Source organism: Paraburkholderia sp. BL27I4N3, assembly GCF_003386115.1.
In the GTDB taxonomy this organism is placed as follows: domain Bacteria; phylum Pseudomonadota; class Gammaproteobacteria; order Burkholderiales; family Burkholderiaceae; genus Paraburkholderia.
Window position 1 is genome coordinate 781,031 of sequence record NZ_QREJ01000001.1, and the last position, 22,798, is coordinate 803,828.

18 protein-coding genes are annotated in these 22,798 nt (G+C 62.0%); 17 read left to right on the forward strand and 1 reads right to left on the reverse strand.

Features of this window, described 5'->3' with window-relative positions; genetic code table 11:
• The first annotated feature begins 81 nt into the window (after positions 1-81).
• From B0G71_RS03625 to B0G71_RS03650, 6 genes are all read left to right on the forward strand, one after another.
• Positions 82-1,776 (forward strand): transglycosylase SLT domain-containing protein, encoded by a 1,695-nt coding sequence (locus B0G71_RS03625; RefSeq protein ID WP_116139804.1) that lies wholly within the window; start codon positions 82-84, stop codon positions 1,774-1,776.
• 208 nt (positions 1,777-1,984) lie between these two features.
• A complete protein-coding gene (locus B0G71_RS03630; protein WP_106283828.1) occupies positions 1,985-3,226 on the forward strand; it encodes a nitrate/nitrite transporter in 1,242 nt (413 codons plus the stop codon).
• 495 nt (positions 3,227-3,721) lie between these two features.
• Complete coding sequence (gene carA, locus B0G71_RS03635) at positions 3,722-4,876, forward strand: glutamine-hydrolyzing carbamoyl-phosphate synthase small subunit (RefSeq protein WP_116139806.1); 1,155 nt, start codon at positions 3,722-3,724, stop codon at positions 4,874-4,876.
• 240 nt (positions 4,877-5,116) lie between these two features.
• A complete protein-coding gene (gene carB, locus B0G71_RS03640; protein WP_116139808.1) occupies positions 5,117-8,371 on the forward strand; it encodes a carbamoyl-phosphate synthase large subunit in 3,255 nt (1,084 codons plus the stop codon).
• A gap of 151 nt (positions 8,372-8,522) precedes the next feature.
• On the forward strand, positions 8,523-8,999 hold the full coding sequence (greA, locus tag B0G71_RS03645; RefSeq protein WP_012433846.1) for a transcription elongation factor GreA: 477 nt from the start codon (positions 8,523-8,525) through the stop codon (positions 8,997-8,999).
• A 20-nt stretch (positions 9,000-9,019) separates the two neighbouring features.
• Positions 9,020-9,529 carry a DUF4149 domain-containing protein gene (locus B0G71_RS03650; protein WP_106283728.1) on the forward strand — a complete coding sequence of 170 codons (510 nt, stop codon included), beginning with the start codon at positions 9,020-9,022 and terminating at the stop codon, positions 9,527-9,529.
• A gap of 146 nt (positions 9,530-9,675) precedes the next feature.
• Here B0G71_RS03650 and B0G71_RS03655 read toward each other — a convergent pair whose 3' ends face one another.
• Complete coding sequence (locus B0G71_RS03655; protein ID WP_106283727.1) at positions 9,676-10,203, reverse strand: YhbY family RNA-binding protein; 528 nt, start codon at positions 10,201-10,203, stop codon at positions 9,676-9,678.
• Between the two features lie 183 nt (positions 10,204-10,386).
• Here B0G71_RS03655 and B0G71_RS03660 point away from each other — a divergent pair, with 183 nt between their 5' ends.
• The 11 genes from B0G71_RS03660 (at position 10,387) to phoR (ending at position 22,789) form a co-directional block, all read left to right on the forward strand.
• On the forward strand, positions 10,387-11,049 hold the full coding sequence (locus tag B0G71_RS03660) for an RlmE family RNA methyltransferase (RefSeq protein ID WP_106309781.1): 663 nt from the start codon (positions 10,387-10,389) through the stop codon (positions 11,047-11,049).
• A gap of 188 nt (positions 11,050-11,237) precedes the next feature.
• Positions 11,238-13,127 carry an ATP-dependent zinc metalloprotease FtsH gene (ftsH, locus tag B0G71_RS03665; protein ID WP_012433842.1) on the forward strand — a complete coding sequence of 630 codons (1,890 nt, stop codon included), beginning with the start codon at positions 11,238-11,240 and terminating at the stop codon, positions 13,125-13,127.
• A 170-nt stretch (positions 13,128-13,297) separates the two neighbouring features.
• Positions 13,298-14,110, forward strand: a complete 813-nt coding sequence (gene folP / locus B0G71_RS03670) for a dihydropteroate synthase (protein ID WP_404935456.1) — start codon at positions 13,298-13,300, stop codon at positions 14,108-14,110.
• A gap of 28 nt (positions 14,111-14,138) precedes the next feature.
• On the forward strand, positions 14,139-15,497 hold the full coding sequence (gene glmM / locus B0G71_RS03675; protein WP_116139811.1) for a phosphoglucosamine mutase: 1,359 nt from the start codon (positions 14,139-14,141) through the stop codon (positions 15,495-15,497).
• A 456-nt stretch (positions 15,498-15,953) separates the two neighbouring features.
• Positions 15,954-16,985 carry a phosphate ABC transporter substrate-binding protein PstS gene (gene pstS, locus B0G71_RS03680; protein ID WP_116139813.1) on the forward strand — a complete coding sequence of 344 codons (1,032 nt, stop codon included), beginning with the start codon at positions 15,954-15,956 and terminating at the stop codon, positions 16,983-16,985.
• A gap of 160 nt (positions 16,986-17,145) precedes the next feature.
• Positions 17,146-18,147, forward strand: a complete 1,002-nt coding sequence (pstC, locus tag B0G71_RS03685) for a phosphate ABC transporter permease PstC (RefSeq protein ID WP_106283723.1) — start codon at positions 17,146-17,148, stop codon at positions 18,145-18,147.
• Positions 18,144-19,040: a phosphate ABC transporter permease PstA gene (gene pstA, locus B0G71_RS03690; RefSeq protein ID WP_106283722.1), complete on the forward strand. Its 897-nt coding sequence runs from the start codon at positions 18,144-18,146 to the stop codon at positions 19,038-19,040. Before pstC ends, pstA begins: the two co-directional genes overlap by 4 nt.
• A gap of 17 nt (positions 19,041-19,057) precedes the next feature.
• On the forward strand, positions 19,058-19,906 hold the full coding sequence (gene pstB / locus B0G71_RS03695) for a phosphate ABC transporter ATP-binding protein PstB (protein WP_106283721.1): 849 nt from the start codon (positions 19,058-19,060) through the stop codon (positions 19,904-19,906).
• Between the two features lie 27 nt (positions 19,907-19,933).
• Positions 19,934-20,638 (forward strand): phosphate signaling complex protein PhoU, encoded by a 705-nt coding sequence (gene phoU / locus B0G71_RS03700; RefSeq protein ID WP_106283720.1) that lies wholly within the window; start codon positions 19,934-19,936, stop codon positions 20,636-20,638.
• 26 nt (positions 20,639-20,664) lie between these two features.
• Positions 20,665-21,366: a phosphate regulon transcriptional regulator PhoB gene (gene phoB, locus B0G71_RS03705; RefSeq protein ID WP_006051991.1), complete on the forward strand. Its 702-nt coding sequence runs from the start codon at positions 20,665-20,667 to the stop codon at positions 21,364-21,366.
• 109 nt (positions 21,367-21,475) lie between these two features.
• Positions 21,476-22,789, forward strand: a complete 1,314-nt coding sequence (gene phoR / locus B0G71_RS03710) for a phosphate regulon sensor histidine kinase PhoR (protein WP_116139815.1) — start codon at positions 21,476-21,478, stop codon at positions 22,787-22,789.
• Positions 22,790-22,798 lie beyond the last annotated feature (9 nt).

Here is a 22,798-nt window from a genome sequence, read left to right on the forward strand (position 1 = left end):
CGTAATTTTCCGATTGACGTAAACGTTGCCGTTTCGTACTATCGGCTGCAAATTCCAGCCCTTGTGGAAGCCGAGATTTTCATGCGATTTATCTTTAGTGCGTTGCTGGTCCTGACGCTCGCCGCCTGCGCGAGCCAGGGACCGACGACGAGCATTCCGAACACCGCAACCAACCCCGCCAGTCAGCAAGCCGTAGCAGACGCCCTTCGCAAGTCAGCCACCGCCAAAGAGACGATCAACGTCGATCAAGGCTCCGTCACTCAGTTGACGAGCGCCGACGCCGACCTTTGGGGCCGTATTCGCCGTGGTTTCCAGATGCCGGACCTGCAAACCGACCTCGTCGACATGCAGGTGAACTGGTACGCGCAGCGTCCTGATTACGTGCAGCGCATGACCGAGCGCTCGCAAAAGTACCTGTACCACATCGTCGAAGAGCTCGAGGCGCGCCATATGCCGACCGAGCTCGCGCTGCTGCCGTTCATTGAATCGGCGTATAGCCCGCAGGCGTTGTCGGTGGCGAAGGCGGCCGGCATGTGGCAGTTTATGCCGGGCACGGGCCGCACCTACAACCTCAAGCAGAACATGTGGCAGGACGAGCGCCGCGACGTGCTGGCGTCGACCAGCGCCGCGCTCGACTATCTGTCGCGTCTGCATGACATGTTCGGCGACTGGCAGTTGGCGCTCGCGGCGTACAACTGGGGCGAGGGCAACGTGCAGCGCGCCATTGCGCGCAACGAGGCGGCGGGCTTGCCCACCGACTACCTCAGCCTGCGCATGCCGAACGAGACGCGTAACTACGTGCCGAAGCTGCAGGCGGTGAAGAACATCGTGACGAACCCGCAAATGTACGGGCTCACGCTGCCGACCATTCCGAACCACCCGTATTTCGTGACCGTGACCACCTCGCACGACATCGACGTGGACATGGCCGCCAAGCTATCCAATCTGTCCATTGACGAATTCCGCTCGCTGAACCCGTCGTTCAGGAAACCGGTGATTCTCGGCGCCACGCAGCCGCAGATCCTGCTGCCATTCGACAACGCCAGCGCCTTCGAGCGCAATCTGAAGACTTACTCCGGCTCGCTTTCGTCGTGGACCACGTACACGGTCACCGAGCGCGCGACACCCGCAGCAATCGCGCAAAAGATCAGTGTCGACGCCGACACGCTGATGGAAGTGAACAAGATTCCGGTCGGCATGCGGTTGAAACCCGGCTCCACGATCGTGGTGCCGCGCGGCTCGGACGACGACGAGGACATTAGCGCCGACGTTGCCGAAAGCGCCGTGCTGGCCATGGAGCCCGACGTCCCCGATACGCGCAAGATGCTGATCCGCGTACGCCGCAATCAGTCGATGGCAGCCATCGCCGTGCGTTATGGCGTGTCGGTCGGGCAGTTGAAGGCATGGAACCGTACGCATCGCGACGCGGTTTCGCGCGGTCAGGTGATCGTGCTGCACGTGCCGGTCGGCAAGGCCATGCCTAGCGAGCCGGGTCCAGAACGCATCGCGACCGATGTGCAAGGCGGCGGCGTCGAGAAGATCGGCACCCGCGTCGCGGACACCAGAAGCGAATCGCGCTACGACAAAAAGAAGGGTCGTGGCCGGGCCGAGGTAGTGAAGGTCTCCGAGCCGGTAGGCAGGGTCGTCAAGCCGGCGGCATCCAGCACCAGCAAGGGCAAGGTGACCAAGGTGTCGGCTTCCACGCCCAGCAAGGCGTCGAAGGCTGCGGCAGAGAGCCGCCCGAAGACCGCGGCCAGCGCGAAGAAGAGTAAATAGACCAATAGCGGCTCACACGGTAGGGACCACATGCGTTGCGGGGCAGCGCATGCATTGCGCTCCGATCACGCACCGCGCTTTTCCAACGCCGTCACCTGTGGTGACGGCGTTTTTCATTGTGCAGATCGTTTCGCGCAAAGCCGGCGCTTTTCCTTTATCTTTCGTGCTTCGGTCAAACCCATTCGGCCAGCCGCCTAACTCAAAACTCATGTCGTCGACCCAGTTGCGCGTCTTCTTGCTGTTCTCCGCCGGCTATTTCGTTTCCTATGTGTTCCGCGGCGTCAATCTCGGCTTTGCGCCGTTCATCACGCATGATCTCGGCTTGTCGGCTGCGGATCTGGGCTTGCTCACGAGTCTTTATTTTCTCGGCTTTGCGGGCGCCCAGATTCCGGCCGGCGTCCTGCTCGATCACTTCGGCGCGCGGCGTGTCACGGCCGTCACGCTGCTATTTGCCGCGCTCGGCATTTGGGTGTTCGGCGCCGCTCATAGCGTCGGCGTGATGATGGTGGGGCGGCTGCTGATCGGCGTCGGCGTCTCCGTGTGTCTTGGCGCCGCTTTCAAGGCATTGGCGCAACACTTCGCCGCCGCGCGCCTGCCGCTGATGAACGGCCTCGTGATGGCGATCGGCGGCTTCGGCGGCGTGATGGTCGGCTCGCCGCTGACGTGGGCGCTGACGTTCGCCAGCTGGCGCACCGTCTGCGTCGGGCTCGGTATCTTGACAGTGCTAGTCGCGCTGGCGCAATGGACGCTCGCGCCGGACACGAAGGAATCGCATCATCAGGCGAGTCTGGGTGCCCAGTTCAAAGGCACGCTGCATATTCTGCGCAGCGCGGCGTTCTGGAAGATCGCGTCGTTCTCGGTGGTCACGCAAGGCGTCTTCTACGCGATGCAGTCGCTTTGGGTCGGCGCGTGGCTGCGTGACGTGCAGGGCTTCGAGCCGCGCGAAGCCGCGGCGCTTGTTTCGATTCTCGGCTTCGCGATGATGGCCGGCTGCGTGGGCTTCGGCGCGGCGGCGCGCGGTCTCGAGCGGCGCGGCATCTCGCTTTACGCGTTTTGCGGTATCGGCATGGCGCTGTACGTGGTGACCCAGTTGCTCATCATGTTCAAGGCGCCGCTGCCCGCGGGCCTGTTGTGGGCGGCGTACGGCATATTTGGCGGCACCGGCATTCTCAGCTACGCGGTCATGGCGCGGCACTTCCCGGCGCAGATGATCGGCCGCGTGAATACCACGCTGACGCTGATCATCTTCCTGCTGATTTTCGGCTTCCAGATCGGCGTCGGCGCGGTGCTGTCGCATTGGCCGGCGAGCGGCGGCCATTATCCGGCGGCCGCGCATCTGACGGCTTGGGGCATTCTCGTGGCGTTGCAGGTGGCGAGCGCGATCTGGTACGTGTTGCCGGGCCGTAAACTGGTTCATCCAGCCGAGGTCCGCGCTGAACAGGACGCTTGAAGGAAAATCGAGCCTGCAGTCTGCCGCCGGGCACGCCCATTCGCCGGTCGTCACGGCGCTTGGCGCCGGCTGATTCGCTGGTGGTGCCCCATCTCCCGGCACTGTCCTGATTTGCGCCGGCGGAAACGCTCCAGATCACCGTCCGCGCCAGACACGACAGCGCTTTCAGCGATTTCGAGCCGCACTGCGCCATATGCCGACGCCATCTCGGATTTGGAGGGAAGGGCAGTTTGACGCTATAATTCCGAGGTTTGAGCTTATCAACCCGCACCCTAGCGCCTACCTCTCCCATACCGTTCATCCGCCGCGCGCCACCGGCGTAGCAAGCAGGGCCACGCCCCGAGCCGATCCGTCCACACAATGGACCCATCGCGCCCCTTGCAACGTCAACGGCAGTTCGCGAGCGAGTCTGCGCGCGCATCCCGGATGCGTTTCGCTGCGGCTCGCAGTCGGATAGACAGGTCGGCAACAGGGTGTTCCCCCAAGGAGTCTCCCGTGTTGCCGTCATTTTCTCCCGCTCTGCTCGCGCTCGCCGACGGCACGGTCTTTCGTGGTTACTCGATCGGCGCCCCCGGGCATACCATCGGCGAAGTCGTGTTCAACACCGCTATCACCGGCTATCAGGAAATCCTGACTGACCCGAGCTACGCGCGCCAGATCGTGACCCTCACGTATCCGCATATCGGCAACGTCGGGGTGAACGCCGAAGACGTCGAAGCTACGAAAGTCCATGCCGCCGGCCTGATCATTCGCGATCTGCCGGTTCTCGCGTCGAACTTCCGCATGGAGCGCACGCTCCCGCAATACCTCCAGGACGAGGGCGTGGTTGCCATCGCCGGTCTCGATACCCGCATGCTGACTCGCGTTCTGCGCGACAAGGGCGCGCAGAACGGCGCGATCCTCGCCGGTTCGGACGACGAAGCCAAAGCCATCGAACTCGCGCGCTCGTTCCCGGGCCTCTCGGGCATGGACCTCGCGAAAGTCGTGTCGACCAGGGAAACCTACGAGTGGACCCAGACCGAATGGCGTCTGGGCGAGGGCTACGGCACGCAAAAGGCGCCGAAGTACCGCGTCGTGGCGTTCGACTACGGCGTCAAGTACAACATCCTGCGCATGCTGGCCGAACGCGGTTGCCACGTCACCGTGCTGCCGGCGCAAGCCAGCGCTGCTGACGCGCTCGCTCTCAATCCGGACGGCATTTTCCTGTCGAACGGTCCTGGCGACCCCGAGCCGTGCGATTACGCAATCACGGCGACCAAGGAACTGATCGAGCGCGGCATTCCGACCTTCGGCATCTGCCTCGGCCATCAGATCATGGGTCTCGCGGTCGGCGCCAAAACCATGAAGATGAAGACCGGCCACCACGGTGCGAACCATCCGGTGAAAGATCTGGAAGACGGCCGCGTGGTGATCACGTCGCAGAACCACGGTTTCGCGGTCGATGCCGACACGCTGCCTGCCAACGCCCGCGCCACGCACGTTTCGCTGTTCGACGGCACGCTGCAGGGCTTCGCGCTGACCGACAAGCCGGCGTTCTGCTTCCAGGGTCACCCGGAAGCGTCGCCTGGTCCGCATGACATCGCCTATCTGTTCGACCGCTTCACGGCGTTGATGGACACGAAGAAGGCTGGCAAGACCGCAGCGGCATAAAGCGGCAGACAAGTCCCGGCGGCGCACGGCTCACGCCGCGCCGCGCGTGACCGGCGCATACGCGACGTACATGGCGTAAAGCGACGCGCACGCGGCGAACCGCACCGGACAGAGTAGAGCGCGCGCAATGCCACGGCGGCGCGCGCCGACGGAAAGAATAGCAACCAGGTTGCATGGCACCGGAGTAAGGCGCTAGAGCGCCAACTCCGGTGGACACAGGAATACATTAGCGAGAGCGTTATGCCCAAGCGGACAGACATCAAGAGCATCCTCATCATCGGCGCGGGTCCGATCATCATTGGTCAGGCGTGCGAGTTCGATTACTCGGGCGCGCAGGCATGCAAAGCGCTGCGTGAGGAAGGCTACAAGGTCATTCTCGTCAACAGCAATCCGGCGACGATCATGACCGACCCGAACACGGCCGACGTGACCTACATCGAGCCGATCACGTGGGAAGTCGTCGAGCGCATCATCGCCAAGGAGCGCCCCGACGCGATCCTCCCGACGATGGGCGGCCAGACCGCGCTGAACTGCGCGCTCGACCTGCACGCGCACGGCGTGCTGGAGAAGTACAAGGTCGAGCTGATCGGCGCGTCGCCGGAAGCGATCGACAAGGCGGAAGACCGCCAGAAGTTCAAGGACGCGATGACCAAGATCGGCCTCGGTTCGGCCAAATCGGGCACCGCGCATTCCATGGAAGAAGCGCTGGCGGTGCAAGCGGACATTGCTTCGCAAACGGGCAGCGGCGGCTATCCGGTCGTGATCCGTCCGTCGTTCACCTTGGGCGGCTCGGGCGGCGGCATCGCGTATAACCGCGACGAGTTCGAAGAGATCTGCAAGCGCGGTCTCGACCTGTCGCCCACGCGCGAACTGCTGATCGAAGAGTCGCTGCTCGGCTGGAAAGAGTACGAGATGGAAGTGGTCCGCGACAAGAAGGACAACTGCATCATCGTCTGCTCGATCGAAAACCTGGACCCGATGGGCATCCACACCGGCGACTCGATCACCGTCGCGCCGGCGCAAACGCTCACGGACAAGGAATATCAGATCCTGCGTAACGCATCGCTCGCTGTGCTGCGCGAGATCGGCGTCGATACGGGCGGCTCGAACGTGCAGTTCTCGATCAATCCGAAAGACGGCCGCATGGTCGTGATCGAAATGAATCCGCGCGTGTCGCGCTCGTCGGCGCTGGCGTCGAAGGCGACCGGCTTCCCGATCGCGAAGATCGCCGCGAAGCTGGCGGTCGGCTACTCGCTCGACGAGCTCAAGAACGAAATTACCGGCGGCCAGACCCCCGCATCGTTCGAACCGACCATCGACTACGTCGTCACCAAGATCCCGCGTTTCGCGTTCGAAAAATTCCGCGAAGCCGATTCGCGCCTGACCACGCAGATGAAGTCGGTCGGCGAAGTGATGGCGATTGGCCGCACCTTCCAGGAATCGTTCCAGAAGGCGCTGCGCGGACTGGAAGTCGGCGTCGACGGTCTGGACGAAAAGACCGATAACCGCGACGAGATCATCCGCGAGATCGGCGAAGCCGGTCCGGATCGCATCTGGTACGTGGGCGACGCGTTCCGTATCGGCATGACGGCTCAGGAAATTTTCGAAGAAACCTCGATCGACCCGTGGTTCCTCGCGCAGATCGAACAGATCATCCTGAAGGAAAAGGCGCTGGCGGGCCGCACGCTCGCAAGCATCTCGAAGGAAGAGCTGAAGTATCTGAAGCAGAGCGGCTTCTCGGATCGTCGTCTGGCAAAGTTGCTCGGCGCGAAGCCGGCGGAAGTGCGCCAACGCCGTATCGAGTTGAACGTGCGCCCGGTGTACAAGCGCGTCGATACGTGCGCGGCCGAGTTCGCCACGAAAACCGCCTACATGTACTCGACCTACGAGGAAGAGTGCGAAGCGAACCCGACCAGCAACAAGAAGATCATGGTGCTGGGCGGCGGCCCGAACCGGATCGGCCAGGGCATCGAGTTCGATTACTGCTGCGTGCACGCCGCGCTCGCCATGCGCGAAGACGGCTACGAAACGATCATGGTCAACTGCAACCCTGAAACCGTTTCGACCGACTACGACACGTCCGATCGTCTGTACTTCGAATCGCTGACGCTCGAAGACGTGCTCGAAATCGTTGACAAGGAAAAGCCGGTTGGGGTGATCGTGCAATACGGCGGTCAAACGCCGCTGAAGCTCGCGCTGGATCTCGAAGCGAACGGTGTGCCGATCGTCGGCACGTCGCCGGACATGATCGACGCCGCGGAAGACCGCGAGCGTTTCCAGAAGCTGCTGCAGGACCTCGGTCTGCGTCAGCCGCCGAACCGTACCGCGCGCGCCGAAGACGAAGCGCTCAAGCTCGCCGACGAAATCGGTTATCCGCTGGTGGTGCGCCCGTCTTACGTGCTGGGCGGCCGCGCGATGGAAATCGTGCACGAGCCGCGCGACCTCGAACGCTATATGCGTGAGGCCGTGAAGGTGTCGAACGATTCGCCGGTGCTGCTCGATCGCTTCCTGAACGACGCGATCGAATGCGACGTGGATTGCATCTCCGACGGTGAAGCGGTGTTTATCGGCGGCGTGATGGAGCACATCGAACAGGCGGGCGTGCACTCGGGCGACTCGGCGTGCTCGCTGCCGCCGTATTCGCTGTCGAAGGAAACCGTGGCTGAGTTGAAGCGTCAAACCGGCGCGATGGCGAAGGCGCTGAACGTGATCGGCCTGATGAACGTGCAGTTCGCGATCCAGCAAGTGCCGCAGGCGGACGGCTCGAAAGAAGACGTTATCTACGTGCTCGAAGTGAACCCGCGCGCCTCGCGCACGGTGCCGTACGTGTCGAAGGCGACCAGCCTGCCGCTCGCGAAGATCGCGGCGCGCGCCATGGTCGGTCAGAAGCTCGCTGAACAAGGCGTGACGAAGGAAATCGATCCGCCATACTTCAGCGTGAAGGAAGCCGTGTTCCCGTTCGTCAAGTTCCCGGCAGTCGATCCGGTGCTCGGACCGGAAATGCGTTCGACCGGCGAAGTGATGGGCGTGGGTCAGACTTTCGGCGAAGCGCTGTTCAAGTCGCAGCTCGCGGCGGGTTCGCGTCTGCCGGAGTCGGGCACGGTGCTGTTGACCGTGATGGACGCCGACAAGCCGAAGGCCGTCGAAGTCGCACGCATGCTGCACGAACTCGGCTATCCGATCGTCGCCACCAAGGGCACGGCCGCCGCGATCGAAGCGGCCGGCGTGCCAGTGAAGGTCGTCAACAAGGTGAAGGACGGCCGTCCGCACATCGTCGACATGATCAAGAACGGTGAGATCGCGCTGGTCTTCACGACCGTCGACGAAACCCGCGCCGCGATCGCCGACTCGCGTTCGATCCGCATGAGCGCGCAGGCGAACAAGGTCACGTACTACACGACCATGTCCGGCGCGCGCGCCGCAGTGGAAGGGTTGCGCTATTTGAAGGATCTGGAAGTCTATGATTTACAAGGCCTGCACGCTCGCCTAAACTAAGGCTTCGAATACCTGTCCAAGATGTAAGTGCCGCGGTTAAGCGGCGTTCCGCAGGTGCTTGGCGCCGGGTTTTTCCCGGCGCTCTGGCCCCCGCGGAATGCACTTAACCGCGGTGATTTTTTTTACGGCTGTTTTTTGCATAGAGTTGTTTATGAGCACTGTTCCATTGACGAAGCGCGGCGCGGAAATGTTGCGCGATGAATTGCAGCGCCTGAAATCGGTTGAGCGTCCTTCGGTGATCAATTCGATCGCGGAAGCGCGTGCCCAGGGCGATCTGTCGGAAAACGCGGAATACGACGCGGCGAAGGAAAAGCAGGGCTTTATCGAAGGCCGGATTGCTGAAATCGAATCGAAGCTGGCCGGCGCGCAGGTGATCGACCCGGCGGCAGTGGAAGCGGACGGGCGCGTGGTGTTCGGCGCGACCGTGGAACTGGAAGACCTGGATTCGGGAGCGTCGGTCAAATACCAGATCGTCGGCGACGACGAGGCGGACATCGACCATGGCCTGATCTCGATCAGCTCGCCGATCGCGCGCGCCCTGATCGGCAAGTCGGAAGGCGACGTTGCATCGGTGCAGGCACCGGGCGGCGTGCGCGAATACGAAATCATCGCGGTTAGCTACGTTTGAAGGCGGCTCCGGTGTCCCTGATGCCGCATCGTTTTTTCCGCTTGTTGACGGTGGTGTGGGTCGGTAGTCTGCTGACTATCGGCTACGCGGTCGCGCCTGTGCTGTTCACCTCGCTCGACCGGATGACCGCTGGCGCGGTGGCCGCGCAACTGTTCCGCATTGAAGGCGTACTGGGTGCGGTGTGCGGCATTTTGCTACTCGGTCTCGCGAACGTGCTGGTTCGGCGCGGCAGCGATGCGTATCGCCGTTTGCGCTGGCTGATCGCGGGGATGCTGGTGTGCGTGCTGGTGGGTTACTTCGCGTTGCAGCCGTTTATGAATGCAATGCGCATTGCCGCGCTCGAAGCGGGCAGCGATGTCGGACATTCTGCGTATGCAACACGCTTCGGCATTTTGCACGGCGTGTCGAGTCTGTTTTACCTGATCGAAAGTCTGCTGGGTGTGGCGCTGGTGTGGAAACTGCCTGCGGGCGCAGGTGTGGCGTCGGCGGAGCAGGGTGCTCGTGGCACTGCAGGGAAAGTGGCCGGCTGACACCGGCGGCCATGGTGCTTTCCTTTCAGCCGCTGAGTACGCGAGCCAGAAGGCGGCGAGCTTGCTGAGCGATCTCAAGTTTTGAAGTCGTGATCAAGCCGCCCCACGTCGAGGTGCGGACGCCGCCCGCACCTTTCATCATTCGCTTATTTCGACGACTGATGCGAGCGCTTCGCGCTGGCCTGGCGTTTCTTGGCGCGCTTGATGTTGCCGCCTTGCGTCACGCGTTCATTGCCACGCACCACGACGGCTTTGGCCTTGGGTTTGCGCATCGGGATTTCGCTGGGCTTCACGACCGTCACGACGCGCGGCGCGCGGCCCTTGCCCGGTTTGGCTTCGACAGCGGCTTCGCGGGCGCTCGGCAGGGCGCCGCGTTTGGTCTTCACCGCCGGTTGGGCGGCTTCCGGCTTCCAGATCACCAGCAGCTTGCCGATATGCTGGATCGGCGCGGCGTTCAGCTTGTCACAGATTTCTTCGTAGATCGCGATGCGCTCTTCGCGTTCATCACCGAACACGCGGATTTTGATGAGCTGATGAGCGCCAAGGTGGACCTTGATCTCGGAGAGCACAGCGTCGGTCAAGCCTTCGGCGCCGACGAGCACGACCGGTTTGAGCGCATGTGCCTGGGAGCGCAACTCGGCGCGTTGGTCGGAAGAGACTTTGAGGGCGGGCATGGAAAGTGGGAGACTCGACTAAAATGGCGGCACCTGCATATCCGAGAGATTCGGCCAATCGCGCAGGGCGGCGCGTCAGAACAACAGAATCGCGGATGACTGCCAGTTTTGGCGGCGTCCGCGCGAATTAACCGCGTATTATCCCCTAAAGCGTGTCATAACGCAGCAAGAGTTCAACGCTTAATGGCAAAAAACAAATTCAACACGGCGTGGTTGCATGATCACATCAACGACCCGTACGTAAAAATGGCGCAGCGGGAGGGCTATCGTGCCCGCGCGGCCTACAAGCTCAAGGAAATCGACGAACAGGACAAGCTGATCCGTCCCGGCCAGGTGATCGTCGACCTCGGTTCAGTGCCCGGCAGTTGGAGTCAGTACGCGCGTAATAAGCTTGCCAAGGGTTCGCAGCGCGACGCCGAGCGCGAAGGTGGCATCGACGGCACGATCATCGCGCTGGATATCCTGCCGATGGAGCCGATTGCCGACGTCACTTTCATTCAGGGCGACTTTCGCGAAGACACCGTGCTCGGCCAACTGGAAGAATTGGTGGGCGAACGCCAGGTTGATCTTGTAATTTCGGATATGGCGCCCAACCTGTCGGGAGTGGCGGTGGCGGATGCCGCGCGAATCGAGCATCTGTGCGATCTCGCGCTGGAATTCTCACAAAATCACCTCAAGCAGGATGGTGCCCTTTTAGTCAAATGCTTTCACGGCAGTGGTTACAGCCAGATTGTCGAAAAGTTCAAGCATCAATTTAAGGTGGTGGCGGCCCGTAAGCCGAAAGCGTCGCGGGACAAATCGTCAGAAACGTTTATTTTGGGTAAGCATCTCAAGCGGCCCGCATAGGACGCTGCAGGACGGTTCCGCATCTGCCGATAATGCGATCATGGCCTCCGAAATGGGTGCGGCACTGACCCGCTGTCCTATTTCTGTGGTAGTGAAACCTTATGGCAGGGGTCTGCGGACTGGATTAGAATGCTTTCGTGGTGCCGCAAGGCAAATGTAGGCGCCCGTCTAAGTGAAGGAGTGGTGCTTTGAACAACAATATGTTTTCGAAAGCAGCAGTGTGGCTGGTTATCGCACTGGTGCTGTTTACGGTGTTCAAGCAGTTCGACAAGCCCCGTGTCCAGGAAGGCGTTTCCTATTCGCAGTTCATGGACGACGCGAAGAACGGCAAAGTCAAGAACGTCATTGTCCAGGGGCGGAACCTCACGGTCACTCCAGCAGACGGCCAGAAGTACCAGATCGTGTCGCCCGGCGACATCTGGATGGTCGGCGATCTGATGAAGTATGGCGTTCAGGTGAGCGGCAAGGCTGATGACGAACCCAATGCGCTGGTGTCCGCGCTGTACTACCTCGGACCGACGATCCTGATCATCGGCTTCTGGTTCTACATGATGCGACAGATGCAGGGGGGCGGGAAAGGCGGTGCGTTCTCGTTCGGCAAATCCCGTGCACGTCTGATCGACGAAAACAACAACGCAATCAATTTCACCGACGTCGCCGGTTGCGACGAAGCCAAGGAAGAAGTCTCCGAACTGGTCGACTTCCTGCGCGATCCGCAGAAATTTCAGAAGCTGGGCGGACGCATTCCGCGCGGCGTGCTGCTGGTTGGGCCGCCGGGAACCGGTAAGACGCTGTTGGCGCGTGCTATCGCGGGTGAAGCGAAAGTGCCGTTCTTCAGCATCTCGGGTTCGGACTTCGTCGAAATGTTCGTCGGTGTCGGCGCGGCTCGGGTGCGCGACATGTTCGAGCAGGCCAAGAAGCATGCGCCTTGCATCGTGTTCATCGACGAAATCGACGCGGTCGGTCGTCATCGCGGCGCCGGCATGGGCGGCGGTAATGACGAACGCGAGCAGACGTTGAACCAGATGCTGGTCGAGATGGACGGCTTCGAAGCGAACTCGGGCGTGATCGTGATCGCCGCGACGAACCGTTCGGACGTGCTCGACAAGGCGCTGCTGCGTCCGGGCCGTTTCGACCGTCAGGTGTACGTCGGTCTGCCGGACATTCGCGGCCGTGAGCACATCATGAAGGTTCACCTGCGCAAGGTGCCGATTTCGAACGACGTCGACGCAGCGGTGATCGCACGCGGCACGCCGGGCTTCTCGGGCGCCGATCTGGCGAATCTCGTGAACGAAGCGGCTTTGTTCGCGGCTCGCCGCGGCAAGCGCATCGTTGAAATGAACGACTTCGAAGACGCGAAAGACAAGATCTTCATGGGTCCGGAGCGCAAGTCGGCCGTGATCCGCGAAGAATCGAAGCGTGCCACGGCGTACCACGAGTCGGGCCATGCGGTGATCGCCAAGCTGTTGCCGAAGGCCGATCCGGTGCACAAGGTCACGATCATTCCGCGTGGCCGCGCACTGGGTGTGACCTGGCAGTTGCCGGAGCATGACAACGAAACGTATTCGAAGGACTACCTGCTGGATCGCCTGGCGATCCTGTTCGGTGGCCGCGTCGCGGAAGAGTTGTTCCTGAACCTGCTCAGCACCGGCGCGTCGGACGACTTCAACAAGGCCACGCAAACCGCGCGCGCCATGGTGGCCCGCTTCGGCATGACGGACGCACTTGGACCGATGGTCTACGTCGACGACGAAAACGACGCCACGCCGTTTGGCCGCGGCTTTACGCGCACCATTTCGGAAGCGACGCAGCAGAAGGTCGATGCCGAAATCCGTCGCGTGCTGGACGAGCAATACAATCTCGCGAAGCGCCTGCTGGACGAAAACCGCGACAAGGTCGAAGCGATGACCGCCGCGCTGATGGAGTGGGAAACGATCGACGCCGATCAGATCAACGACATCATGGCAGGCCGTCCGCCGCGTTCGCCGAAGAGTTCGCCGCCGTCGGCAACCGACGCCTCGTCGGGCGGCAGCCCGGGCACCGAGGTCAAACCGGGCAGCGCGACCGCGCCGGCCTGATAGGCGACCAGTAGAAAGTGCGGGCCGGTGTGTTTTCACACCGGCCCGTTTTGCATTTATCCGTTTGCGTGAAGCACTTCCACGTGTCGAAAGTCGAATTCCCTTTTTTGCCTATTCCCGAGCCGCTGCAGTGCGGCCGTTTCAAGCTGACCTTTGAACGCCCGTTGGTCATGGGCATTCTGAACGTCACTCCCGATTCTTTTTCCGACGGCGGCAAATACGCTATGCGCGGCGATGCGTTGCGCCAGGCCGAGCGTATGATGCTCGACGGCGCGGACATTATCGATATCGGCGGCGAATCGACGCGTCCGGGCGCGCCGCCGGTGTCGCTCGACGAAGAACTGGATCGAGTGATCCCGCTCGTCGAGCAACTGCGTGGTGCGAATGTGCCGTTGTCGATCGACACCTACAAGCCTGAAGTGATGCGCCATACGCTGGCCGCCGGCGCCGATCTGATCAACGACATCTGGGGCTTCCGCATGCCGGGCGCAATCGACGCGGTGCGCGACAGTCAATGCGGCGTGTGCGTCATGCACATGCTCGGCGAGCCGCAGACCATGCAGGTCGGTGAGCCCGCTTATGACGATGTGGTGAGCGAGGTTCGCGATTTTCTCGAGGAGCGGGTCGCGGCGCTCAAGCAGGCGGGCATTGCGCGTGCTCGTATCAGCGTGGACCCAGGTTTCGGTTTCGGCAAGACCGTAGTCGAGCATAATTACACGCTGCTCGCGCATCTGCCGGACACGGCGCCGCGAGCTGAGCCGCCTTATCCCATTCTTGCCGGCATGTCGCGCAAGTCGATGGTCGGCGCGGTGGTGGAACGCCCGGCGCCGGAACGCGTCGCGGGCAGTATTGCGGCGGCCGTGTGCGCCGCTGAACGGGGCGCTGCGATTCTGCGTGTACACGACGTCGCGCAAACTGTAGATGCATTGAAAGTATGGGCAGCCATGCGCGACGCGGCGAAGCACAGCCGCGCGCGCGGTTGAACCCACAAGCCAAGGAGGAAGATAAAACATGGCACGTCGTTATTTCGGAACGGACGGCATTCGGGGCAAAGTCGGCGAAGGACCTATCACGCCGGAGTTTGTATTGCGGCTCGGCTACGCGGCCGGCAAGGTGTTGGCAGGCGCGGACCGGTGGGCCAAAAGCGGCACGCGGCCAACCGTGTTGATCGGCAAGGACACGCGGGTGTCGGGCTACATGCTCGAAGCCGCGCTCGAGTCAGGTTTCTCCGCAGCGGGTGTGGACGTGATGCTGGCCGGTCCGATGCCGACTCCCGGCATCGCCTACCTGACGCGCGCGTTGAGGCTCGCCGCGGGCGTGGTGATCAGTGCATCGCATAACCCGTACTACGACAACGGCATCAAATTTTTCTCCGCCGACGGCAACAAGTTGCCGGACGAAGTGGAAGCGCAGATCGAGGAGCAACTCGATCTGCCGCTCGCCTGCGCGGCATCCGAGCAACTCGGCAAGGCGCGGCGTCTCGACGACGCGGCTGGCCGCTACATCGAGTTCTGCAAGAGCACGTTTCCGGCGGCGTTTGACCTGCACGGCCTGAAGCTGGTGGTCGACTGCGCGCATGGCGCCGCGTATGACGTCGCGCCGCACGTGTTCCACGAACTCGGCGCCGAAGTGATTCCGATCGGCGTCGCGCCGAACGGCTTCAACATCAACGACGGTGTCGGCGCGACCGCGCCGGATGCGCTGGTGCGTGCCGTGCGCGCGAATCATGCGGATCTGGGTGTCGCGCTCGATGGCGACGCCGACCGTCTGCAGGTGGTCGACGCGACAGGGCGCCTCTACAACGGCGACGAACTGCTCTACATCCTGGTCAAGGATCGTGTCGCGACCGACGGCAAAGTGGACGGCGCCGTCGGCACCCTGATGACCAATATGGCGGTGGAAGTGGCGTTGCAGGAAGCCGGCGTGAAGTTCGTGCGCGCGGCGGTCGGCGACCGCTACGTGCTCGAACAGTTGCGCGAACACGGCTGGCAACTGGGCGCCGAGGGCTCCGGCCATATTCTTTCGCTCGACCGTCATTCCACGGGCGACGGCATTGTCTCTGCGTTGCTGGTGCTGGCAGCCATGAAGCGCAGCGAGAAAACGCTCGCCGACCTGCTCGACGGCGTCACGCTGTTCCCGCAGAAGCTGATCAACGTGCGCATGAAGCCTGGCGCGGACTGGAAGAGTAGCGACGCGATCCGCCGCGCCATCGCCAAGGCGGAGAGCGCGCTGAACGGCCGCGGCCGCGTGCTGATCCGTGCGTCCGGCACGGAGCCGGTGCTGCGCGTGATGGTGGAAGCGGAAAGTGCCGCCGACGCACTTCTTCATGCGGAATCGATTGCCGGCGCGGTCAAAGAGGCCACGGCGTAAGCCACACGCACTTGCGGCGGGCAGGACGTTGGGACGAGATGCGTATCGTGTCCTGACGCCCTCGCTCGCTGCGCTTAGTCTCATTCGGCGAACCGCGCAAAAGGCACATCGCAAAGTAGGGCGGCGCCGGAAAACACAAAATCAAAAGCCATTCCCAACGCTCACAGCCACGCCCGAACGACCCTCTCACCCGCGGCCCATTGCCGCACGACCCACGCCGCATCTTTTTCCCGAACGCGCACTCGCAAACGTTCGCGCCCCATCTTTCTTCGCCTAATCTAGAGAACGTCACGGCTTTCGCCGGAAGTCCAAGTTTTCCCTGACAAATCTGCTTTCAGCTGTGTAATCCTACTGTCACATCCGTTTCACGTTAAGTCACGTTACTGTCACAAAGAGACCCTAAGCTTCGCGGTGTTCGTCTTACACGCTCACACCGCTCACACCTTTGGAGGTCTCATGAAATTGATGCAAACCGTGTTCGCTGGCGTCGCTGGCGCGCTTTTCGCGATCGCAGCGCAAGCCGCAGACATCACCGGCGCGGGCAGCACCTTCGCAGCACCGATCTACACGAAGTGGGCCGATTCGTATCAGAAGTCGGGCGGCGGCAAGGTTAACTATCAAGGCATCGGCTCGTCGGGCGGCGTGAAGCAGATCGTCGCGAAGACCGTCGACTTCGCCGGTTCGGACGCTCCGCTGAAGGACGACGAACTCGCCAAGGACGGCCTGTTCCAGTTCCCGACGGTGGTCGGCGGCGTGGTGCCGGTCGTCAATGTGCCGGGCGTGAAGCCGGCTGAACTGACGCTGTCGGGCGAAGTGCTCGGCGACATCTATCTGGGCAAGATCAAGAAGTGGAACGATCCGGCGATCGTTGCGCTGAACCCGAAGGTCAAGCTGCCGGATACCGACATCGCCGTGGTTCGCCGCGCTGATGGCTCGGGCACCAGCTTCATCTGGACGAACTATCTGTCGAAGGTCAACGCAGACTGGAAGTCGAAGGTCGGTGAAGGTTCCACGGTCAACTGGCCGACGGGCACGGGCGGCAAGGGCAACGACGGCGTCGCGGCCTTCGTGCAACGTCTGCCGGGCGCAATCGGCTACGTGGAATGGGCGTACGCGAAGCAGAACCACATGACGTATGTCGCGCTGAAGAACTCGACGGGCACGGTTGTCGAGCCGAAGACTGAGACCTTCAAGGCAGCGGCAGCAGGCGCGGACTGGTCGAAGTCGTTCTATCAGATCCTGACGAACGAGCCGGGCAAGAACGCATGGCCGATCGTCGGCGCGACGTTCGTGCTGTTGCACACGGCGCAGGACAAGCCGGCGCAAGGCGCAGAAACCCTGAAGTTCTTCGACTGGGCGTTCAAGAACGGCACGCAAGCCGCAAACGATCTGGACTACATCTCGCTGCCGGATTCGGTCGTGGCGGAAATCCGCACGCAATGGAAGGCAAAGGTGAAGGACGCTTCGGGCAAGGCAATCACCGAGTAAGCGAAGCAACGGGTGCGGCAATGAGCAAAGCGCCCGGCATCGGCAGTACGTAACACGTTGGCCGTCCTCCTGTGAGGACGGCCAATGGCTTTAACCCCCGGCATTACCGGCCGCATGACACGTGTCGTACGGCAACTGGAAACAGGTCCATCAGGCTCTCATGTCCGATATCCAATTAGCGCCCGGCGCGAGCAGGTCGACCCCGCCCGGCAGCGCGTCGCAGCAGAAAGCGCCCAGCCGCGCCGGCGACGTGATCTTCGGCGGTCTCGCGCGCTTCGCCGCCATCATCACTTTGCTGCTGCTCGGCGGCATCATCGTCTCGCTGATCGTCGCGTCCATGCCGTCGATCAAGCAATTTGGCCTCAGCTTCCTGTGGACCGCCGACTGGGATCCACCCAGCAAGCAATTCGGCGCGCTGGTGCCGATCTACGGCACGATCGCCACCTCGATCATTGCACTTATCATCGCGGTGCCCGTCAGCTTCGGCATCGCGCTTTTCCTGACCGAACTCGCGCCCGCGTGGCTGCGCCGTCCGCTCGGCATCGCGATCGAACTGCTCGCCGCGATTCCGTCGATCGTGTACGGCATGTGGGGTCTGCTGGTGTTCGCGCCGATTTTCGCGACGTACTTCGAAAAACCGCTCGGCGTCGTGCTCGGCGGCATTCCGTTTGTCGGTGCGTTGTTTCAGGGCGCGCCGATCGGCATCGGCATCCTGTGCGCGGGCGTGATTCTCGCGATCATGATCATTCCGTATATCGCCTCGGTGATGCGCGACGTGTTCGAAGTCACGCCGGTCCTGTTGAAGGAATCGGCATACGGCATCGGCTGCACGACGTGGGAAGTAATGTGGAAGATCGTGCTGCCCTTTACGAAGAGCGGCGTGATCGGCGGCGTGATGCTGGGTCTGGGCCGCGCGCTCGGCGAGACCATGGCTGTCACGTTTGTGATCGGCAATACGAATCTGCTCGATAATGTGTCGCTCTTTTCGCCGGGCAACAGCATCACGTCGGCGCTCGCCAATGAATTCGCCGAAGCGGATCCGGGCCTGCATACGTCGGCGCTGATGGAACTCGGCCTCATTCTGTTCGTGATTACCTTCATCGTGCTGGCGATCTCCAAGGTCATGCTGCTTCGCCTCGAAAAAGGGGAGGGCGCGAAATGAGCCAGCCCACTTTGAATATGCCGGGTTCGAACGACGCCGTCGCGCTCGAAGCAATGCGCGTGCGTCTGCAAGGCCGCCGCCGCATGAAGAACGCGGTTGCGCTGACCATGTCGCTCGCCGCGATGGCGTTCGGTTTGCTGTGGCTGATCTGGATTCTGTACACGACCTTGCGCCTGGGTATCGGCGGCTTGTCGGTCGAACTGTTCACGCAATCGACGCCGCCGCCGAACACCGATGGCGGCGGTCTCGCCAACGCGATCGTCGGCAGTCTGATGCTGGTCGCACTCGCGACTTTCGTCGGCACGCCGATCGGTATTCTGGCTGGCGTCTATCTCGCCGAATACGGCCAGAAGGGCTGGCTCGCGAGCGTCACGCGTTTCATCAACGACATTCTGTTGTCGGCGCCCTCGATCGTGGTCGGCCTGTTCGTCTATGCGCTGGTGGTGGCGAAGATGGGCCACTTCAGCGGCTGGGCCGGCGTATTCGCGCTTGCCTTGCTGCAGATCCCGATCGTGATCCGCACCACGGAAAACATGCTGAAACTGGTGCCGAACGCGCTGCGTGAAGCAGCCTTCGCACTCGGCACGCCGAAGTGGAAGATGGTGCTGTCGATCACGCTGAAGGCTTCCATCGCGGGTATCGTCACCGGCGTGCTGCTCGGCGTGGCGCGTATCGCAGGCGAAACCGCGCCGCTGCTCTTCACGGCGCTGTCGAATCAGTTCTTCTCGATGGACATGGGCCAGCCGGTCGCGAACCTGCCGGTCACGATCTACAAGTTTGCGATGAGCCCGTTCGCGCAGTGGCAATCGCTCGCGTGGGCCGGTGTCTTCCTGATCACGCTCGCGGTGCTGGGACTCAACATCCTCGCGCGCACGATCTTCTCGAACAAGTAAGGGCGGAGTGTAATCCGATGAATATGGCAGAAACTCAACTCAATCCGATCGCGCGTCCTACCGCGCCCGCCGGTTTCGATCCCGCCCAGAGCGGCCAGTCGCAGGCGCCGTCGCGCCCGAAGATCGAGATCAACGACCTGAACTTCTTCTACGGCAAGTATCACGCGTTGAAGAACATCAATCTGCAGATTCCCGAAGGCAAGGTGACCGCATTCATCGGCCCGTCGGGTTGCGGCAAGTCCACGCTGCTGCGTACGCTGAACAAGATGTACGCGCTCTATCCGGAACAACGCGCTGAAGGCGAGATCCTGATGGACGGCGAAAACCTGCTGACCTCCAAGCGCGATATTTCGCTGCTGCGCGCACGGATCGGCATGGTGTTCCAGAAGCCGACGCCGTTTCCCATGTCGATCTACGACAACATCGCGTTCGGCGTGAAGATGTTCGAAACGCTGCCGCGCTCCGAGATGGACGACCGCGTGGAATGGGCGCTGACCAAGGCCGCGCTGTGGAACGAAGTGAAGGACAAGCTCGGCCAGAGCGGCTACGGTTTGTCGGGCGGCCAGCAGCAGCGTCTGTGCATCGCGCGCGGTATCGCGATCCGTCCGGAAGTGCTCCTGCTCGACGAGCCGTGTTCGGCGCTGGACCCGATTTCGACGGGCCGTATCGAAGAACTGATCGCCGAATTGAAGAGCGATTACACGGTGGTGATCGTCACGCACAACATGCAACAGGCGGCCCGCTGTTCGGACTACACTGCCTATATGTACCTCGGCGAGTTGATCGAGTTCGGCGACACCGAAAAGATCTTCATCAAGCCGGTCCGCAAGGAAACCGAGGATTACATCACTGGCCGCTTCGGTTAACACGCCGAACAAACAAGGGAGTACGACATGTCCGACAAACACCTGTCCAGCCAGTTCGACGCCGACCTGAATCTGGTTTCCTCCAAAGTGCTCGAAATGGGTGGCCTGGTCGAATCGCAGATCGTCAAGGCCATGCAGGCGCTCAACGAATTCGATCTCGACATCGCCGAACAGGTGATCGCCGCGGAAGAGCGTCTGAACAAGATGGAAGTGGACATCGACGAAGAGTGCAGCAACATCATCGCGCGCCGTCAGCCGGCCGCGCGTGACCTGCGTCTGTTGATCGCGATTTCGAAGACCATCACGAATCTCGAGCGCGCCGGCGACGAAGCCGAAAAGATCGCCAAGCGCACCAAGCGTTTGATGGAAGACGGCGCGTCGCGCACCATCAACATCGCTGAAATCAAGTTGTCGGGCGAGATGGCGGTGTCGATTCTGCGCCGCGCATTGGATGCGTTCGCGCGCCTCGATACGGTCGCCGCCGCGCAGATCGTGCGTGACGATAAAGCGATCGACGAAGAATTCCGCGCTTTCGTGCGCAAGCTGATTTCGTACATGACCGAAGATCCGCGTTCGATTTCGGTGGGCCTCGACTTCCTGTTTATCGCCAAGGCGATCGAGCGGATCGGCGACCACGCGAAGAACATCGCCGAGTTCATCATTTACATCGTGAAGGGTACGGACGTGCGGCACAAGTCGCGCGACGCGCTCGAACGCGAAGCACTCAGTTAATCCAGATATAAGGACAAGAGGTGCCGATGCCCAGCAGCATTCTCGTCATTGAAGATGAGCCCGCCATTTCCGAATTGATTTCGGTCAATCTTCAACACGCCGGACACTGCCCGATTCGCGCGTACAACGCGGAGCAGGCGCAGAACCTGATCAGCGACGTATTGCCGGACCTTGTCCTGCTCGACTGGATGTTGCCGGGTAAATCGGGCATTGCGTTCGCGCGCGATCTGCGCAACAACGAGCGCACGAAGCATATCCCGATCATCATGCTGACCGCGCGCGGCGACGAGCAGGACAAGGTGCTCGGCCTCGAAATCGGCGCCGACGACTACGTCACCAAGCCGTTCTCTCCGAAGGAACTGATGGCGCGCATCAAGGCGGTGTTGCGCCGTCGCGCCCCGCAGCTGACCGAAGACGTGGTCGCGATCAACGGCCTCAAGCTCGACCCGGCCACACACCGCGTGGCCGCGCATGCGGAAGGTAGCGAAATCAAGCTCGATCTCGGTCCGACGGAATTCCGTCTGCTGCACTTCTTCATGACCCACCCGGAGCGCGTGCACAGCCGCACGCAACTGCTCGATCAGGTGTGGGGCGATCACGTGTTCGTCGAAGAGCGCACGGTCGATGTGCATATCAAGCGCTTGCGCGCGGCGCTCAAGCCCGCCGGGTGCGATGCTATGATTGAGACGGTACGCGGCAGCGGCTACCGGCTTGCGAAGAGCGCCTGAGGCGCGCCTTAGCGGCGTTGCGCCGCCCGCGTCGGGTACGTCTGTTCGCAACCATAGGCGCCGCGATTTTCATCCCGGCGCATAGGCTTTTCTCTTCGATCGCTAGACCATGAACATCATCTGGGCGCGCTCCATCGTGTCGGTCGTGCTGCTGGCTGTTCTGTGCGCGGTGGTCGGCGCACTCGTGAACGTCAAGGCAGCGCTCGTCCTCGCGATCGTCATGCTGCTCGCGCAGAGCCTTTTCAGCACCTTTCATAAGCAGCGCCTGTGGCGTTTGCTCGACGCGCCGGTTTACGGCGAAGTGCCGAGCGCCCCCGGCATCTGGGGCGAAATCTACTACCGTCTGCACAAGCTCGCGAAGCGCTGGCACGCCCAGGTGCGCTCGGTCGAGCAACAGCACTCGCGCTTTATTCAGGCGATCCAGGCCTCGCCTAACGGCGTGGCGATGCTCGACGATCACGACCAGATCGAGTGGTGCAACGCGATCTCCGAACTCCATTTCGGCCTGGATGCGAAGCGCGACCTGCGCCAGCACATCACACATCTGGTGCGCCAGCCGGACTTCGTGCGCTATCTGAATTCGCATCGCTACGAAGAAATGCTGATCATGCGCGGCATGGGCGACAAGCGGCAGAACGTGCTGTCGGTGCAGGTGTTTCCGTACGGCGAGAATCGCAAACTGGTGCTGTCGCAAGACATCACCGAACTCGAACGCACGGATGCGATGCGGCGCGACTTCGTCGCCAATGTGTCGCATGAACTGAAAACGCCGCTCACGGTGCTCTCGGGTTTTCTCGAGACCATGCGCGAGTTGCCATTGAGCGAAGGCGAACGTTCGCGCTATCTCGAACTGATGGAGCAGCAGGCTTCGCGCATGCGCCACATCGTCAACGATTTGCTCGTGCTCGCCAAACTCGAAGGCGACAACAAGCCGCCGAGCGATCAGATGATCGATATGCGCGCGGTGTTGCGGCATTTGCGCGACGACGCGGAAAGCCTGTCGAGCGATCATCACAAGATCACATTCGATGCCGACGAAGGGCTGACGGTCACCGGCGTCGAGACGGAAATTCTCAGTGCGCTCGGCAATCTCGTCACGAACGCGATCCGCTATACGCCGGATGGCGGCGCGATCAGAGTGGTTTGGCACGCGCAGGGCGGCAACGCGATATTTTCGGTGACGGACAGCGGACTCGGCATTCCCTCTGCGGACATTCCGCGGCTGACGGAGCGTTTCTATCGCGTCGATCGCAGCCGTTCGCGCGATACCGGCGGCACGGGCCTCGGTCTTGCGATCGTCAAGCATGTGCTGCAACGTCACGATGCACAGCTCGATGTGAAGAGCGAGGAAGGGCGCGGCAGCACGTTTACCGTGCGCTTTCCGGTGTATCGCACGGCGCGCCGGCAACCGGCGCCGGCTTGAGCGTGGCCG

Bases quoted from the DNA above. Each gene is read 5' to 3' on its own strand.
- phoR (WP_116139815.1), top strand. From the start codon at position 21,476: ATGAACATCATCTGGGCGCGCTCCATCGTGTCGGTCGTGCTGCTGGCT.
- phoU (WP_106283720.1), top strand. From the start codon at position 19,934: ATGTCCGACAAACACCTGTCCAGCCAGTTCGACGCCGACCTGAATCTG.
- pstA (WP_106283722.1), top strand. From the start codon at position 18,144: ATGAGCCAGCCCACTTTGAATATGCCGGGTTCGAACGACGCCGTCGCG.
- B0G71_RS03660 (WP_106309781.1), top strand. From the start codon at position 10,387: ATGGCAAAAAACAAATTCAACACGGCGTGGTTGCATGATCACATCAAC.
- phoB (WP_006051991.1), top strand. From the start codon at position 20,665: ATGCCCAGCAGCATTCTCGTCATTGAAGATGAGCCCGCCATTTCCGAA.
- pstB (WP_106283721.1), top strand. From the start codon at position 19,058: ATGAATATGGCAGAAACTCAACTCAATCCGATCGCGCGTCCTACCGCG.
- B0G71_RS03630 (WP_106283828.1), top strand. From the start codon at position 1,985: ATGTCGTCGACCCAGTTGCGCGTCTTCTTGCTGTTCTCCGCCGGCTAT.
- B0G71_RS03650 (WP_106283728.1), top strand. From the start codon at position 9,020: ATGCCGCATCGTTTTTTCCGCTTGTTGACGGTGGTGTGGGTCGGTAGT.
- pstC (WP_106283723.1), top strand. From the start codon at position 17,146: ATGTCCGATATCCAATTAGCGCCCGGCGCGAGCAGGTCGACCCCGCCC.
- carB (WP_116139808.1), top strand. From the start codon at position 5,117: ATGCCCAAGCGGACAGACATCAAGAGCATCCTCATCATCGGCGCGGGT.
- B0G71_RS03625 (WP_116139804.1), top strand. From the start codon at position 82: ATGCGATTTATCTTTAGTGCGTTGCTGGTCCTGACGCTCGCCGCCTGC.
- glmM (WP_116139811.1), top strand. From the start codon at position 14,139: ATGGCACGTCGTTATTTCGGAACGGACGGCATTCGGGGCAAAGTCGGC.
- folP (WP_404935456.1), top strand. From the start codon at position 13,298: ATGGGCATTCTGAACGTCACTCCCGATTCTTTTTCCGACGGCGGCAAA.
- pstS (WP_116139813.1), top strand. From the start codon at position 15,954: ATGAAATTGATGCAAACCGTGTTCGCTGGCGTCGCTGGCGCGCTTTTC.
- B0G71_RS03655 (WP_106283727.1), bottom strand. From the start codon at position 10,203: ATGCCCGCCCTCAAAGTCTCTTCCGACCAACGCGCCGAGTTGCGCTCC.
- greA (WP_012433846.1), top strand. From the start codon at position 8,523: ATGAGCACTGTTCCATTGACGAAGCGCGGCGCGGAAATGTTGCGCGAT.